The organism is Streptomyces sp. SAS_272, from assembly GCF_052543235.1.
This window is the reverse complement of record NZ_JBMNDR010000002.1, coordinates 201,453-216,696: the sequence shown is the minus strand read 5'-3', so window position 1 is coordinate 216,696 and position 15,244 is coordinate 201,453. Positions and strand designations below refer to the sequence as shown.

Here is a 15,244-nt window from a genome sequence, read left to right as displayed (position 1 = left end):
CACCCCGCAGCACCCCGGAAAATCCTTCCGGGGTCGATTCCGGCCACGAGGTGATGCTCAGGACATGCGAGGGATGACAGAGAACCTGACCATCGGCGAGCGCGTCGCCTGGTACCGGCGCCGACGCGGTCTTTCCCAAGAAGTCCTGGCCGGCCTTGTCGGGCGGACCACGGATTGGCTGAGCAAAGCGGAGAACAATCGGATCGAGCTCGACCGGCTCTCGGTGATCACCTCACTCGCCGAGGCCCTCGACGTCTCCCTCGGAGACCTGCTCGCCGAACCGACCCTCATGGAGTGGTCCAACGACAGCGGCCGCCGCACGGTCCCCGCCCTGCGCGAAGCCCTCATGGACTACAAGCAGCTCACGCCTCTGCTGGGGCCTCCGCCCGATGACGAACCGCCCGCCCTGAAGGACCTTCGGGCCAGCGTGAAGGAGATCCTCGACGCCTATCAGGCGTCCCGCTACGGCTTCGCCACGCGACGCCTTCCCCTCGTACTGGCCGATGCCCTCGCCGCATCCCGCGGGTACTCGGGGCGCAAGAGGGAAGAGGCTCATGCCCTGCTCGCTCTGACCTACCAAGGAGCGGCCATGGTCCTGGGCAAGGTTGGGGAGTCGGAGCTGGCATGGATCGCCGCCGACCGCGGCCTGGCGGCTGCGCAACTCAGCGGCCAGAGTGCGGTGACGGGCTCGCTCTTCCGGGCGGTCACACACTGTCTGCTGGCCACCGGGCGCTTCACCCCGGCGGTCCAGCTGGTGAACGATGCGGCGGCCGTGATGCAGCCCGGCTTGGGCACCGCGAACGACGAATACCTATCGGTCTACGGCACCCTCTTCCTCGCTGGTGCCATGGCGGCCGCACGAGCGGAGGACCGGGCGACGACGCAGACCTTCCTTCGAGAAGCCGACGAAGCCGCGCAGCGGTTGGGCGCCGACGCCAACCATCTATGGACGGCCTTCGGCCCGACCAACGTGGCCATCCACTGCGTCGCCACCGCCGGAGAGCTCGGAGACATCCAGATAGCCGCCGACCTCGGGCAACGCATCGACACCAGCGACCTGCCTGTGGAGCGACGTGTGAGGCACAGCCTGGAAGTCGCCCGAGCGCTCAGCGCCTGGAACCGGACCGACGAAGCCCTGGCCACCCTGCTGGACGCCGAGCAGGCTGCCCCCGAGCAGGTGCGCCACCACTACCTGAGCCGGGAACTGGTCATCGGCTGGATCCGCGGTACTCGCGGCCGGCCGTCCCAGCCACTGGCAGACCTGGCACGCAGGCTCGGCGTCGTCGGCGGTTAGAGTCCGTCCCGTGAGCGAGAACGAGCACGAAGCGAAGATGGCCCACCCGCGCATGGCAGCCGGCGCACTCTTCTTCGACGACGCCGACCGGGTCCTGCTCGTCGAACCCTCGTACAAGGACTACCGCGATATCCCCGGCGGATACGTCGAGCAAGGGGAGTCTCCCCGGCAAGCCTGCGTCCGCGAAGTCCACGAGGAGCTGGGCATCAAGCCCCACATCGGCCGCCTGCTCGTCGTGGACTGGGCGCCGAATCCGGGGGAGGGAGACAAGGTCCTCTACCTCTTCGACGGCGGCCGTCTCAGTGCGGAACAGCGCCAGCAGATCGCCTTGCAGGCCGACGAGCTCCGCAGCTACGACTTCCACGACGCCCAGCAACTGCCAGAACTCACCATTCCACGCCTCGCACGCCGGATCACCGCCGGGATCCAGGCCCGCGCAGCCGGCCTGACCGCCTACCTGGAACAAGGGGTGTCGCCAGAAATAGGGGCTTGACCAGGGGCCGCTTGGTCTCAGCCCCGCGTGACGATCCTGGCACGAATGTTCACCGGCGCCCGGTCGGCATCGATCGACTTCCAGCTATGGGCGGGGCAGTGCACCAGAGGCGGCATTCCCTCCCGCCACCGACGTGCGGATACTGACCGCCATGACTTCGCATCCGCTGAACGAGATCGAGTGCGCTGCTCAGGTCATCACGGACCTACACATCGCGACGGTTCCTGGTGACCACGCGCAGGCAGCCAGCCACGCTGCGGCCAACCTCTGCTCCGGCACTGGCTCAGGGTTCTTGGTGGCGCCGACACAGCTGCAGAAGCTGATCGCCGAGGCAATCGAGATCGGGTACGCGACTGCCCTGCGTGATGTACGAGAAGGGAATTTCGACGGCGACCTGCAGGAATGGCGGCCTGATCTTTTCCAGGGGTAAGGCGAGGCGGGGTGGAGCGACGCGGACAACGGAGCCCCCTGCGCCTCCACACACGTCCGTCCACGGTGCCCTCATAGGCTCCGGATCATGACCAGAGATGGGCAGGCGGTAGGCGCGGTGAGTAGAAGTCGCCCGGGGTGGCGCCCGGACAAGCTGAGACAGCAACGCGAAGCCCACAGCCTGACGCTCGAAGGCGCGTGCGAGCAGCTAAACGAGGTGGCCCGGGCCGCCGGGCTCACAGTGCCGGCCGCCAACTTCCAGACTCTGTGGCAGCACGAGCAGGGTGAGGTCTATCCCGGGCCGCACTACCGTCGTGCGTATTGCCTTCTGTACCGCGCGACCGAGCCCGAGCTCGGCTTCCGTAACGCTCTGCCCGACGAGGCCACGAAGCTCAAGTTCACCGCGTCGAGCGAACCGCAGAACGGCGCCCACGTCCTGGCCGTGGAACGGGCGTTGCACCAGCTGGCGCCGAGCGCGGAGGACGCCGACGGTCTGGGCGTCCAGCAGCGAATCCTCGATGCCTGGAAGCGGCGTCACACCGGCGGTGATCCGAACCGGCCGACGCTGATGATGGTCGGCGGCTACGCGGGCAGCGGGAAGTCGGAGTTCGCCCGCTTCCTGTCGCAGCTCACCGGATGGCCCGTCCTCGACAAGGACCCGATCACGCGCCCGCTCGTCGAGCGCCTCCTTGTTGAAATGGGCAGCGAGCCCAACGACCGGCACACCGACCTCTACCGGGAGAAGGTCCGCCCGCTGGAGTACCAGTGCCTGCTGGAGACCGCGTACGCGAACGTCGACTGCGCGATCAGCACCGTCCTCTCCGCGCCCTTCATCTCCGAGACCACAGACCCTCGGTGGATGCGACGCCTGATCAACCGCTGCGAAGCCCGTGGCGTCACCGTCGCCGTCGTCTGGATTCAGTGCGACCTCGACACGATGCACGAGTACATCAGCTTCCGGTCCGCCGCCCGGGACAGCTGGAAACTCCAGAACTGGGACACGTACGCTGCCGGGATCGATCTTGAGCTGCGGCCCGTCGTGCCGCACTTGGTTGTCGACAACCGGCTCGGCTCCGCGATATCGCTCACGGACCAGGTGCGCCAGGTCTTCGGGACGGTGTTCCAGTGAGGCAGGGCATTTTGCTGTACGGGCCGCCGGCGGCGGGCAAGGACACGATCACGGCGGCGCTCACCGAACTCGACGCGCGGTACGTGCTGTTCACCCGGCTGAAGATCGGGACCGGGAAGACCAAGGGCTACCGGATGGGTACACCGGAGCAGCTGACCGCCTTGGAGGCACGCGGTGATGTCATCTACCGCAACGACCGGTACGGCAACATCTACGTCGTCGACCGCCCCGGCCTCGACCAGGCCATGGAGGGCGGCAGGACCCCAGTCGTCCACCTCGGTCAGATGGCGGGGATGGAGCAGGTGACCGCCCTCTACCCGGCGCGCTGGGTGCGCGTTCTGCTGTGGTGCTCCAAGGAGACCACCGCTCGACGCTCACCACAGCGGGGTGACACCGACACGGCGGCCCGGCTGGCCGCGTGGGACGCCACTCAGGCCGATCTTGCGGCTCATCCGCGGGCTCAGTGGGAACTGCGCGTGGAGACGGACGCGACCGCACCCCATGAAACCGCACAGAGGATCGACGACATCGTCCGCACCACGCCACGTCGTTCCTGACGGCCAGGACGTCAGCGCTCCAGCGGATGCGACCTGTTCAACTCGGGTTGTCCGGGTCCCGCTCAAGACGCAGTGCTTCCAGGGCCTCAGCGATATCCAGCCGCTCGTCTCTGTTCCCGTCCCACCGGGCAAGCGTCGCGGCTGCCGCGTGCATAAGGGAGTCCGACAGCCCGGCGTCGGCGAGAAGGGCTGCCGCGTCCTCAAGCTCTGGGCCCCAACGCCAGGCGCGGGCAGCGGTCTTGGGGATGTAGTCGGTCTCCACGAGGTAGCTGCGGGTGCGCTTGGCCGCGATCACCAGCAGTTCGTCCGCGACCCCGTACGTGTCCGCCGCCCCGTAGGCCACGGCAGCCAGCACTCGGGAGACCTTCTGGTAGCTGGAGTACGCGAGCTTGAGTGCGGAGGCTTTGCCGATGCTGTCGCCCAGGACGTGGGTCCGCACATCGGTGCCGGCGAAAAGTTCGGCGATCCGGTCGGCCTGCTCGACGGCGCCGGAAAGGTAGAGTGTCGGGGACTTGCCACCCACCGGAGGCGATCCGACCACCGAGGCATCGATGACCGGCATCGGGGCCAGGCGGTCGGCGATATTCCCCACGCGCGACGGCGAGACGGCGTTCGCGTCGACATAGATCGTGCCCGCTTCGGACATGCCGAGCTCGGCTACCTGGCCGGCGGTCTCCTCCGCTGCGGCGGGAGGGCACAGGGAAAGCAGCACATCGGAGCGGGAGACAAGCTCGGGCAGCGCCGCGGCTTCGAGGCCCGCACGCTCGGCCCGGCGGCGGGTTGTGTCGCTGCGTCCGTCGGGGCACCACAGCACGATGTGGCCTCTCGCGCGCAGCTGGGCGCCGAAGGCGGATCCCATACTGCCGGGGTGCAACAGCCCAATGGTGCTCGTCATGCCGCGGTCCTTGTGTGGTCGACGGAGTGCAAAAGCAGCAGGTCGATGGCGACGCGTGCATCCGGCACCATGTGGTCCGGCCCGGGATCGTCCGGCGGCCAGGAACGGCCGTTGCTGATCCAGATGGTGCGCAGCCCTGCGGAGCGTCCGCCGCCGATGTCGTTGACGGGGTTGTCCCCGACCATCCAGCCACCGTCGCCCAGCACGGTGCCGCAGCGGGCCGCCGCCAAGGCGAAGTGCCGGGTCTGCGGCTTGCGCGCGTCAGCCTCCTCGGAGACGAAGACGCCGTCCACGCGCTGGGAGATACCGGTGGCCCGCAGCTTGGCGCGCTGGATATCCGCCGCACCATTGGTCGCCACCCCCACCCGCCAGCCGGCCGCACGCAACTCCTCCAAGCCGTCGAGGACCCCGGCCTGACACGACACCAAGGCCGCGATGTCGGTGCAGTACATGTGCCACAACTCCGCAGTCGACATGGGCAGTCGGTACCGGGTGCGGATCGTCTCAAAAGTGGATGGATAGGCCCGCGCGGCCACCATGTCTAGGACGTTCGCCTGATCTTCGTCCTCTAGGCCGTGCTGGGCGGTGAACTCTGCGGCCCAGCCGGCGAGCGTTCCCCGCCGGTCCACGAGGGCGTTGTCGAGGTCGAAGAGAACCAGAGGCGGCTGCACATCCCGCACCCTAATGCGCGGCGGTCAGCTGTGTGCTCGGGGCTGCGGGGCGGGTCGAGTGACCCTTCCCGCTGCACTCTGCGCCGGGCATCGTTCCTTCACGCTGCCAAAGTGATCAATCTAGGCCGATGGCGCCTACGACTGCGCCGAGCCCAGGGCGGCATCCTTGTCCCGGCCGGCCCAGCCGAGGTGGGTGCGCCAGAGGAGGTGGACACCGTAGACGGCGAGCAGAGTTTCGGCGGACCAGTCCTCGGCCGGCGGCTCGGTGAGGACCAGGTAGAGACGGTCCGCGGGGGCGGCCAGGGTGTGGTTGATCTCCAGGAGGCGGGCGGCACCCGAGCGGAGGTCGGTGTAGGCGGAGTGACCGGCGCCGAGGATCTCGTATAGGAAGTCGCCATCTTCGGCCGTGCGGCTGACATCTACGACTTGGGATGACGTCGCCTGTTCGTCGGCCTCGAACAAGGCCGACATCAGGGCGTGGCGCACCGCTTCGTGCTTCTTGCACGTGCGGTCGGCGGCCGCGGTGGTCTCCAGCGTGTGCAGAAGATTCGTCGCGGACGGTGTCGTTACGGCGGTGTCCTCGGCGGATGCCATGGGCTCGGTTGCTTCCTGCTCGGGCTGCGGTGCGGAGGGTGTGGGTGTGGTCTCGGCTGTCGGCTCGGTCAACGTGGTCATGCGGTGCTGAAGCGTCTCCCGGGCCTGGGCCAGAGAGGGGGACCAGTCCGTTCGCGCCAGGTTCTCGCGGAGACGACTCACGTCCAGGCTGTTGTCCTTGAGGGCGCGATTGGTTTCGGCGGCGAGGTCGCGCAAGAGGTTCAGACGCTGTCTGTTGGGTGAGCCGAGCACTCGTCCTACGTCCACCCAGTCCGCCTGGTCGCGGCGGAGTACGCGGTTGGCCATGCCCTTGAGCTCGGAGAGCCGTTCACGGGCGTTCTCCGGTAGGCCGACGCCGTCGGCGGTCAGTTCGTCGAACACACCGAGCGCCGCCAGGTAGCGCTCGGCCATCTTCGCCGAGATGGGCTGGCGTCCACGCTGGTCCGTCGTGAGCAGGCAGTGGTTCCTCTCCTGCGCGAAGACCCAGCAGTCCAGCTTCTCGCCGGGGCGGGGCGGAGTCGATCCGTGGCGGACGGTCAGGATTAGCGGGACCTTCACCGGCGGGGAGAGCGCTCTGACCTTGTAGCGGCCGCCTGTACCCCGATCGAGGACGCGGACACGAATGTCGGTGCCGATCTCGGGGACGTCAGCGGCCGCCATCGACGGCTCGGTGGGGGTGGTTCCAGGCCCGGGAGTATCGGTGGTGTCCATGAGGGCATCCGGGAGCGGGGAGGTGTGCAGGACGGTTAGGCTCTGGGTGCTTCGGGTGAGGGCGACGTAGAGCTGGCGCAGCCCGGCCGGTCCACGGTCGGCGATGGTCGCGGGTTCGACGACGAGGACGTGGTCGTACTCCATGCCCTTCGCGTGTGCGGCGGCGAGAACGGACACGGTGGCACGGTGCTCTTCTGTGAGGCCGACGGTCTGGTCGAGATGACGATTGATCTCGTCGAGCCAGCCGGAGTCGTCGGGGACGATGACGGCCACGCGGCGCAGGGTGTGTCCGTCGCTGGTGCCGACGAGCCGGATCGTCTGAGTGACGGTCTCGTCGAGCAGCGTCCACGGTTCGGCTGCCAGGGTCCGGACGCTGTCGGCGCCCGCTTGGCGCACCGCCCGTGGGTAGGGGAGCGAGGGGGAGATCGTGCGAGCCAGAGGTGCGACGAACTCCATGATTTCCGCCGGTACGCGGTAACTGGTGTTCAGTTCGGCGACGTGCCAGTCGCCGTGGTCGGACAGCAGAGTGCCGAGGCGGTCCCAGTCGGCGTAGGCATACGGACCCGTGGCCTGGGCGAGATCGCCGAGTACCGTCATGGAGCCGTTGACCGCGATGCGTCGGCGCAGTGAGCGTGCCTGCATGGGGGTCAGGTCCTGGGCCTCGTCGATGACGATGTGCCCGTAGCGTTGTGGAGTCTCTCCGGTGATGAGGTAGCGCAGCTCTTCCAGGCAGACGCGGTCGTCGAGGGTCCAGAGGTCGGCGTCCGCCGTGGCTGCCCTCGGACGGTGAAGGGCTGCCTGCTCCTCCGGGTCGAGGGCGCCGTCGGCACAGGTGCGCAGGAGTTCGGGGGAGTCGTAGAGGCTTCGGAGGGCTTCCCTGTCACCGGGCGACTGCCAGACGCGTTCGATCAGCCGCTCGACCTGGCGGTTGCGTTCCAGGTCCCGGCGGATCGTGTCTCCTTGGCTGCGGCGTGGGGCCAGAGCAACGAGTTCCTGCAGCAGGCGGTCCACGAGCAGACTGCGGAAGCGGTTGCGGCGCTCCCGGTAGGAGCCGTCGCCTTCGCGTGCCTCCTGGAGAAGGACGAGAACCTCGGAACGTGGGATACGCAGAGTCGTGCTGCCAGCCGTGACCGCGAGTTCGGGCTTGGCGTCCTTGTACGTGGGCGTAGTGGTGAATTCGTCGATTGCGTCGGGGCGACACTCGTGTTCCACGCGTCGGCGCAGGACGGCGGCCATGCGGTCGTCGGACTTGACCAGCCGCGCGCGTGGGGTGTCGGTGCCGAGGACATCGCCGTCCCAGAGACGGTTCATCTGAACCGCGTTGATGTTCCGGGTGCCGAGGGTCGGGAGGACCTGGCCGACGTAGTCGAGGAAGCGCTCGTGCGGGCCGATGACCAGGATGTCCTGCGCCTTGAAGTGATCGTTGTTGACGAGCCACGTCACGCGGTGCAGGCCGACCGCGGACTTTCCGGTGCCCGGGCCGCCCTGCACGACGAGGATGTCGGCGGGAGAACCGGTGACGAGATCCATCTGATCGCGCCGGATGGTCTCGACGATGTCCCGCATGCTGCCACTGCGGGAGCGCTGGAGCTCTCGTAGGAGGAAGTCATCGAGCGGCTGTTGTCTCTGCCGATGGAGCTGGGCGACCTCGGACGGGGTAGTAGCCGGCGGGACCGCCGGCGTCTCGGACGCCGCGACCTTGGAACCGTCCTGGACCGCCGCTACGGGCTCCATGCCATCGATGACAGACGGCGCGGTGGGAGAAACGACGGAGATTTCATCGACGTACGCTTCGACGACGTTCTTCGCGCAGCGCAACTGTCTCCGCAGGAGCACTTCACCTGGTGCCTCGGGCAGAGCCTTCGCCCACTTCTCCGCCACCGGGGCGGTCCACAGCACTACGACAGTCTCGCGGGTCTCGACGTCGGAAACGGCACGGCGGCCGATGTAGAAGGTGTCCGACTCTTCGCCCGGCTGGACATTGACGCGGCTGACGACCAGCGACGCGTCCCCGAGGCCGGCGTATTCTGCGGCCTTCTCCTCGGCGTCCTTCCGGTTGGCGACGCTGTCCTTGCCGCTGGCGGAGGCCGCGGCGATCGAGCCGCCGCTCAGTTCGGCCAGTCGCTTCTCATAGCAGTCGTAGGCGCGGTCCACCGCCTTCTGCTCTTCGGCGATGATCTCGTCGCGCATGGTGGTGCTCATGTACGTCCCCTCCCCCTGCGGCGCCCCAAGAGACGCCGCGCGCCGGGAATATGCCCGGCCCCCGGCAAAAGACTTATCAGACGCATGGGGCAGCTGTGAATATTCGGTCAACGAGGCAATTCCCGTACCAGTTCGCTGACTTCCGCACGCCATGAGTGGACCTGGTCTCGGGTAGGGCCGATCTCGTACTGGTGGTAGTGGCACCCGAGGCAGAGGTGCGACCAGACGGCGTTGGCCCTGCGGGCGGTGGTCGCGGCGGTGTAGCAGCGCAGGCAGAGCATCTTCGCCCGCGTGGTGAGGTCGGCCAGCCCCGGCATCGCGGCGTCGAGCGTGCGGTCGACCGCGATCTCCAGGGCGGTCCGCAGCGCGAGAGAGGCTCCACGGTGCCGACCGGCCGCCGAGGCTTCGACGCTGGGGTCGGAGAGCAACTGGTCGGCTGTCAGCAGCAGCTCATCGATCGAAGTACCTGCGGCGCCGGTCACTTTGCTACCTCCGTCTTGCGCACCTTCTGCGCGAGCTCGCTGATCTCGGTCACGAAGCGGTGCGCGTCGGCGATGCGGGTTCCCGCGGCGTGGGCACCGCTCTGACACTGCTTGAGGAGGTCCACCGCACGCGGGCCGCAGCGGGTGCGGAGCTCCCGGTAGACATCGCCAGTGCGGCCGATGTCGCCGAAGAAGGCCAGCGCAGCCATCTTCATGAGCTTGTCCGCGTCGGCCACGGCGGACTGCAGATCGTGCTCGGAGCCCCCGGAGCGGAGGTGCTGGACCCAGGCCGCCTCGACGAAGGCGTTCTCCAGCGCGATCCGGCACAGTGCGGGGAGCACGTGGGTGCGGGCCGCCTCCGGAAGACTCTCGGTACTGGCGAGAGCCCTGGCATCCGCGATCGCCTGGCGGACCGGATCGGTCACCGCCTTGACGTTCACCTTGGACGCCTTGCCCCGCTCGACCTCGAACACCGTGACCGGCAGCTCCTGGGTCGTGAAAGCGCGCTGAAGCCGGGTGTCGTGGGTGAACACGACCACCTGCCGGTGCTCGCCGAGCTCGTGCAGGACCTGGGCGAGCCCGTTGACCTTGGCCGGGTCCATGGACTGCACTGGGTCATCGATGACGATGAAGCCGAACGGGCTGTCGGCGGTGGCCGCACGGGGCAGGAACAAGGACAGCGCGAGGGAGTGCTGCTCTCCCTGGCTCATGACGCTCAGCGCCGAAGCCTCCTCCCCGTCGACGGTGACGTCCATGACAAGCTTGCGGACGTTGGCCCTTTCGCTGCCCTGGAGGCTCACCGACTGGAGGTCGATGTCGCTCTCCTGGCGAAGCTTCTCCCAGATGCGCTGGGAGTGGCCGGTGAAGCCCTCCATACGCCTTTCCCGCAGCTCCGCGGTGAGCGTCTTGACCCAGGTGCGGGCCTTCCTGACATGGCCGAGTCGGGGCTCGGCGTCCGCCGCGGTGCGGGCCTTCTCCGTCCAGTTCGCCAGACGCGTGACGAGCTGACGCCACCGTTCGTCCCGCTTCTCCAGCTCCCGGACGGCGTTGTCCTTCACGGCGGTGCAGGCGTCGGCCAGGGTCAAGGCGGTGTCGTGGAAGCGCTGCACGAGCTGAGCCGGATCGCTGATCGCACGGCAGGCGAGCCATTCGTTCCAGGGATCGGTCAGGGCGACCGGGATCCGCTGAGGCGTCTCGATGAGGTTCTGAGCCGCTCGTGCCGCCGACCGAAGTTCGCCGCGCGCGTCCTCGGCGGTCTTCGCCTCCTGCCGGAGCAGGGCGATCTGGGCACCGGCGTCGGCGGCCCACGCGGCGTCGAGGACCCGTTCCGTGCCGCAGACCGGGCAGGACCCTTCGTCGGGATGACGGTTGCTGTGGGCCAGGGCCTTCTCCAGCAGGCCGGCGCGCTGCAACGCGTCCTCGGCCCCGCTCAGACGCACGTCCTCGACTCCGGCGAGTGCCTCGCGCAGCCGGTCCACCGCTGCTCCGACCTGCTCCAGGTCAGGTCCCCGCATGTCGACCGCGGCACGCAGTTCGGCGAGGAGACCGTCATCGTCGGAGGGCAGGCCCGCCACGAGTCCGGCCAGCGCCTCGAAGTCGGGCCGGCCCTTCGTCTCAATGGCAACGAGCGCCTGGACCGCACGCTCGTCGTCCTCAAGTGCGTACAGCGATGCCTTGATCTCCGGCAGCTCGTTCTTCGCCGCCTTGACCGCGTCGCCCAGCGCCTTCTCCTGCTGCCCGAGGTGGTTATACGCGGCGCTCAGGTGCCCGAGTCCGAGGATCGTGGCGATGGAGTCATACATCTGGGAGGGCTTGCCGCTGATCATGCGGCCGAGGTCGACGTACGACAGAAAGGGACGGTAGTCCGTCAGGGCCTGCTTCCACGCCGCCTGGTCGAGGGAGACTGCGCCGTGTCCCGGACGCCGGAACGTGCCCACGCAGTCGGTGATGTCGTGGCCGGTCCAGGCGCGAGTGAGCGTGCTCCGGCCGGAGTCGCCCTCGACCGTCAGCTTGACCTCGATCTCCGTCTTGGCGCCATCGTGCAGGTTGCGCCAATTGCTGGTGCGCGTCGCATCCTGCCCGAGCCAACGCATGTTCGTGCCGGTGAACGCCGTCTCGATGGCTTCGGCGATGCTGGACTTCCCCGAGCCGTTGCGGCCCACGACGAGCGTTACACCCGGGCGGGGGCTGAGGTTCAGCCAGGCCCGGGGGCCGATGCCGCGGAAACCTTCCACAGAGACGGAGTCGAGGAAGATCCGGCCCATGGGCGAGTGTCCCGGGGTCTGCGCGCTGCCGAGTGCCTCGGTCAGGAGTGCCTTCACGGGTTCGCCGAGGGGCGCGGCAGCCAGACGTGTCTCCACCAGGTCTGCGAGCGGCACGGACTCGGCGGCAGGGGCCTGTGGAGCGAGGGACGCGGAAGGTGACTCGGCAGGCTCGTTCTGTTCCGAACTGGTCATGGGAATGCTCCTTGATCCGGTACTTGACTGGGAAGTGGCGCAACAGCTGTGCTGCGGGGGCGCCGGGTTATCCGCTTGCGTCGGTTCCGATGAACTCGACACCCAGAGATGTCGGAGATGACGAAGTCGACAGGGGCGGCGGTCGGTCGCCGATGACGTGTGTGCGTCGCACGTACGCCGGTGGGCGGTTCCCCGTCAGCGGTCAGCCGCCGCGGGTGTATTCGAGGCCGTCTGCTCGAAGGGCGGCCTCCGTCCGAGTGGGAGCGCCGTGACGGGACACCTCTCAGGCGGCCGGAGAGGGAGACTCCTCGACGTCAGCCGACCTTCTGCCAGTCCTGGCAGCCGCTGGTCTTGAAGTACTCGCCCTTGTTGACGGTGACGCGGCCCTGCCCCTGGATGTTGTCGTTGGCGATGATCGCGTCGAGCTCGCCGGAGGCGTTCTTCAGGCGCGCCCAGTAGCAGTTGGGGATGATGCTGTCCTTCTCCGGGCCAGAGGTCCGGTAGGTGCCGGCCTGGATGTCCTCGCCCACGAGGTACTGGCCTTCGCCCGAGAAGCTGCTCGGGGGGCCGGACTTCTTCACCGGCTTCGGCTTGGCGGTGACCGTCGCCTGGACCGTCTCGGTGACAGTCACGGCCGGCTTCGGTTCGCCCGCGGCGGCCTTGGTGACCGTGACGGCCGGGGCGGGACCCGAAGAGCCCGCCGTAGCGCCGGACTCTCCGCCGCCACCGATCGCGGCACCGAAGATCAGCGCGACGAGCGCCGTCGCGCCGTGGGTGAGCCAGACCTTGCGCCGCGAAGGCGTGCGTCCGGCGGGCGGCAGGCCCGGCACGGGCGGCTGGGTGAACGTGTGCGGCGTCGGCTGCGGAGGCACCGTCGCCCAGCCGGGGCTGGCGCCCATGCCTTCCGACGGCTGGTGGGCGGGCGGCATCGAAGACATGTCAGTCATGGGGAGACCTCCGGATCGCGACTGCGGCGAGCACCGGGTGTCGGTGCGCCGAACGAGCACCAGAGTGAGACCGGAAGGCTCGGAAATTCGTTGGAGATGCTGATAACCGGGGTTATCAGCTTTTCTCTCCTTCCCTTTTCCCCTTCGCTGTAGGGTTCTGCCTGCCTCGGGGTCCGCTGATCGGCCGACGAGGATGCCCGAACAGGACCGGTACGGAAGGGGGAGTGGAGCGAGTGACCAGCACACGCGAAGGGGCCGTGTCGCCCATCGTGCCCGAGCCGTCGGCCTGGCGGATCACGTATGCGGAAATCGCTACCCTTGCCCAGGTGCGTCGGCCCGTCCCCACCACCTGGAGCCGTAGGCACCCCGACTTTCCCGCTCCCGTCGCCCACGAGGAAGGGCGGCCCCTGTTCGACGCCCGCGAGGTCGTCGACTGGCTGACGACGACGGGCCGCGGCAACGCCGATCCCCGCCACCTGCGGGCCGAACTGGCCCTGTACACCCTCGCCGCCTGGCGGACGCCTGCCCTTTCCGCCTCCGTTCTGGTGGGGGCGCTGACCGCGCTGATCTGCCTGCGCCAACAACTTGACGTTCCTCTCTCGGGCCAGAGCTGGGACGCGGTCCTCACCCAGGCCGACGAGCTCGATCCCGAGGACACGTACATGTCGGCCGAGTTGAAGGCCGTCCCGGAGTCGGACCGCCTCGGTCCCGAGCTGGCCGCGTTGGCCGACGAGCTGACCGAGGCCGCCTACACCCCCGCCGAGGCTTTCGACTGGGTCCTGGAGGCCCGCCGCCGCCTCGGCTCCCACGACCTGGCCGCCGACGAGCCCACCCCGGCTGTGGTACGCGCCCTCGCTGCCCTGTCCGGCGTCGACACCCTCGACGAAGGCTCCGTCGTCGCCACCCTGCACGCGCGCTCCGGCGACCTGCTCGCCGCCCTGCACGCCCGGGCCGCCGAGGACTCTGGCCACACCTACCTCGCCGCCGACCCTGACCCGGTGCGGGCCCGCCTGGTCCGCCGCCGGATGCTCGTCCGAGGCGTGAACGAGTTCGACCTCGGCGTCACCGAAGGGGAGGACCTGCCCGTCGACGACTGGGGATATCCCCATCTGCTGGTCTCCGTCCTCCCCTACGAGTCGGGGGAGAACCGCAGCCCACAGGTCGTCCTGGAACAGGTACAGGCACTCACCGACTACCTCGACGAAGGCTCGACAGCCGTCGTTCTCGGCCCCGCCGACGTGCTCGTACGCCCGTTCCCCCGGCACAGCGAGGCCGACCGTCTGCGCCGGTCCTTCCTCCGGGACGGTTTACTCAAGGCCGCGGTGAGCCTGCCCGACGGCGCGTTCCCCTACCGTCCCGGCTACCGCACCGCCCTCTGGGTGCTGGCCCGCACCTCGGCGGAACACCGCACGGGCCTGGTCCTCCTCGCCGATTACTCCGCGCAGCCGCTCACCGACACGGTCCTTGACGTGCTCGGCGAGGACATCGCCATCTGGCGCGCCGCCCCCTGGCGCGGCGACCGCCGCCACGAACCTCGCCACGCGGTGATCGTCCCCGCGAAGGACCTCGACGACCGGCCGGGCGCCGCCTTCACCACCCAGCACCGCCCGCCCATGGCCCGCTACACCCGAGGCGTCATCGAGCGTCCGGTCCGCATCAGCGCCCTGGAGCAGCGCCTGACGGAGCTGCACGAGCAAGCCCGGCAGCGCGCCGACCTGCGCACGGCACTGAGCGCCCAGGTCGTGCTGCGCCCCGACGACCAGCCCGTGCGGCGCACCACCGTCCGCCGGCTCCTCGACGACCGGCGCCTGCGCCGACGCCCCGGGCACCGTTTCGCCGACGAACACCTCACGGCAGACGGCCACTACACCGTGCTCACCCCCGACGAGGTCCTCGGCATCGCACGCCCGGGTGGACGCCGCATCGACCGCGGAGTCCTCCTCACTGGCTACGAGCACGCCCTGTTCACCGAGCCGGGCGACATCGTCGTCACCACGAGCCCCCGCTTCGGTGCCTACGTCGACGAAGCGGGCCTGTCCCTGGTGGCAGCCCCGGCCCGCATCCTCCGCGTCCACCCCGACGCCGACCCGCCGGTGCTGCCACGGGTACTCGCAGCACTGCTGCGGGCGGCCGCCGCCGAGTACGCGCGTACTAGTAGCGCGGTGAGGGCCTCGCGAGGTATCGAGGACCTCCTCATCCCTGACCTGAGCAGGCGCGAGGCTGAGCGCTTCGACTCTGTGCTCGCGGAGATCGAGACCCGCGCGCACCTCCTGCGGGAGCAGTCCGCCGCTCTCGACAACCTGGTCCGCCTCACCGCCGCCGGCATCGCCGACGGCACGCTCACCCTCCAGAACCTCCCCGGAACCGACGACTGAAGGAGACGG

The 15,244-nt window shown here is 68.9% G+C and carries 12 protein-coding genes; 6 read left to right on the top strand and 6 right to left on the bottom strand.

The features are described from left to right. Positions 1–73 precede the first annotated feature (73 nt). The 5 genes from ACN6LD_RS02560 to ACN6LD_RS02540 all read left to right on the top strand — a co-directional run bounded on the left by ACN6LD_RS02560 (position 74) and on the right by ACN6LD_RS02540 (position 3,902). Positions 74–1,294: a helix-turn-helix domain-containing protein gene (locus tag ACN6LD_RS02560; RefSeq protein WP_256904158.1), complete on the top strand. Its 1,221-nt coding sequence runs from the start codon at positions 74–76 to the stop codon at positions 1,292–1,294. 10 nt (positions 1,295–1,304) lie between these two features. Then, complete coding sequence (locus tag ACN6LD_RS02555) at positions 1,305–1,787, top strand: NUDIX domain-containing protein (protein WP_256904159.1); 483 nt, start codon at positions 1,305–1,307, stop codon at positions 1,785–1,787. Between the two features lie 151 nt (positions 1,788–1,938). Beyond that, positions 1,939–2,217, top strand: a complete 279-nt coding sequence (locus ACN6LD_RS02550) for a hypothetical protein (protein WP_445042393.1) — start codon at positions 1,939–1,941, stop codon at positions 2,215–2,217. An 87-nt stretch (positions 2,218–2,304) separates the two neighbouring features. Further along, positions 2,305–3,345 carry an AAA family ATPase gene (locus ACN6LD_RS02545; protein ID WP_445042392.1) on the top strand — a complete coding sequence of 347 codons (1,041 nt, stop codon included), beginning with the start codon at positions 2,305–2,307 and terminating at the stop codon, positions 3,343–3,345. Continuing rightward, positions 3,342–3,902, top strand: a complete 561-nt coding sequence (locus ACN6LD_RS02540) for a phosphotransferase-like protein (RefSeq protein ID WP_445042391.1) — start codon at positions 3,342–3,344, stop codon at positions 3,900–3,902. Before ACN6LD_RS02545 ends, ACN6LD_RS02540 begins: the two co-directional genes overlap by 4 nt. A gap of 37 nt (positions 3,903–3,939) precedes the next feature. Here the strand turns inward: ACN6LD_RS02540 and ACN6LD_RS02535 are convergent, their stop codons facing one another. From ACN6LD_RS02535 to ACN6LD_RS02510, 6 genes are all read right to left on the bottom strand, one after another. Then, a complete protein-coding gene (locus ACN6LD_RS02535; protein WP_445042390.1) occupies positions 3,940–4,797 on the bottom strand; it encodes a DUF1932 domain-containing protein in 858 nt (285 codons plus the stop codon). Then, positions 4,794–5,468 (bottom strand): HAD family hydrolase, encoded by a 675-nt coding sequence (locus ACN6LD_RS02530; protein WP_445042389.1) that lies wholly within the window; start codon positions 5,466–5,468, stop codon positions 4,794–4,796. Before ACN6LD_RS02530 ends, ACN6LD_RS02535 begins: the two co-directional genes overlap by 4 nt. A gap of 135 nt (positions 5,469–5,603) precedes the next feature. Continuing rightward, positions 5,604–8,975 (bottom strand): HelD family protein, encoded by a 3,372-nt coding sequence (locus ACN6LD_RS02525; protein WP_445042388.1) that lies wholly within the window; start codon positions 8,973–8,975, stop codon positions 5,604–5,606. A gap of 107 nt (positions 8,976–9,082) precedes the next feature. Next, positions 9,083–9,457: a hypothetical protein gene (locus tag ACN6LD_RS02520; protein WP_445042387.1), complete on the bottom strand. Its 375-nt coding sequence runs from the start codon at positions 9,455–9,457 to the stop codon at positions 9,083–9,085. Next, positions 9,454–11,913, bottom strand: coding sequence for an AAA family ATPase (locus tag ACN6LD_RS02515; protein WP_445042386.1), 2,460 nt, complete (start codon positions 11,911–11,913; stop codon positions 9,454–9,456). Before ACN6LD_RS02515 ends, ACN6LD_RS02520 begins: the two co-directional genes overlap by 4 nt. Before the next feature lie 314 nt (positions 11,914–12,227). Further along, positions 12,228–12,860, bottom strand: coding sequence for a hypothetical protein (locus ACN6LD_RS02510; RefSeq protein ID WP_445042385.1), 633 nt, complete (start codon positions 12,858–12,860; stop codon positions 12,228–12,230). Positions 12,861–13,093: 233 nt separating this feature from the next. On the opposite strand from ACN6LD_RS02510, the gene ACN6LD_RS02505 reads away from it, so the two are divergent. Continuing rightward, complete coding sequence (locus tag ACN6LD_RS02505; RefSeq protein WP_445042384.1) at positions 13,094–15,235, top strand: hypothetical protein; 2,142 nt, start codon at positions 13,094–13,096, stop codon at positions 15,233–15,235. Positions 15,236–15,244: the final 9 nt, after the last annotated feature.

What these genes read in the sequence shown, in the direction of transcription:
- ACN6LD_RS02550 (WP_445042393.1), top strand. Translation starts at nt 1,939, where the DNA reads ATGACTTCGCATCCGCTGAACGAGATCGAGTGCGCTGCTCAGGTCATC.
- ACN6LD_RS02560 (WP_256904158.1), top strand. Translation starts at nt 74, where the DNA reads ATGACAGAGAACCTGACCATCGGCGAGCGCGTCGCCTGGTACCGGCGC.
- ACN6LD_RS02535 (WP_445042390.1), bottom strand. Translation starts at nt 4,797, where the DNA reads ATGACGAGCACCATTGGGCTGTTGCACCCCGGCAGTATGGGATCCGCC.
- ACN6LD_RS02525 (WP_445042388.1), bottom strand. Translation starts at nt 8,975, where the DNA reads ATGAGCACCACCATGCGCGACGAGATCATCGCCGAAGAGCAGAAGGCG.
- ACN6LD_RS02515 (WP_445042386.1), bottom strand. Translation starts at nt 11,913, where the DNA reads ATGACCAGTTCGGAACAGAACGAGCCTGCCGAGTCACCTTCCGCGTCC.
- ACN6LD_RS02545 (WP_445042392.1), top strand. Translation starts at nt 2,305, where the DNA reads ATGACCAGAGATGGGCAGGCGGTAGGCGCGGTGAGTAGAAGTCGCCCG.
- ACN6LD_RS02510 (WP_445042385.1), bottom strand. Translation starts at nt 12,860, where the DNA reads ATGACTGACATGTCTTCGATGCCGCCCGCCCACCAGCCGTCGGAAGGC.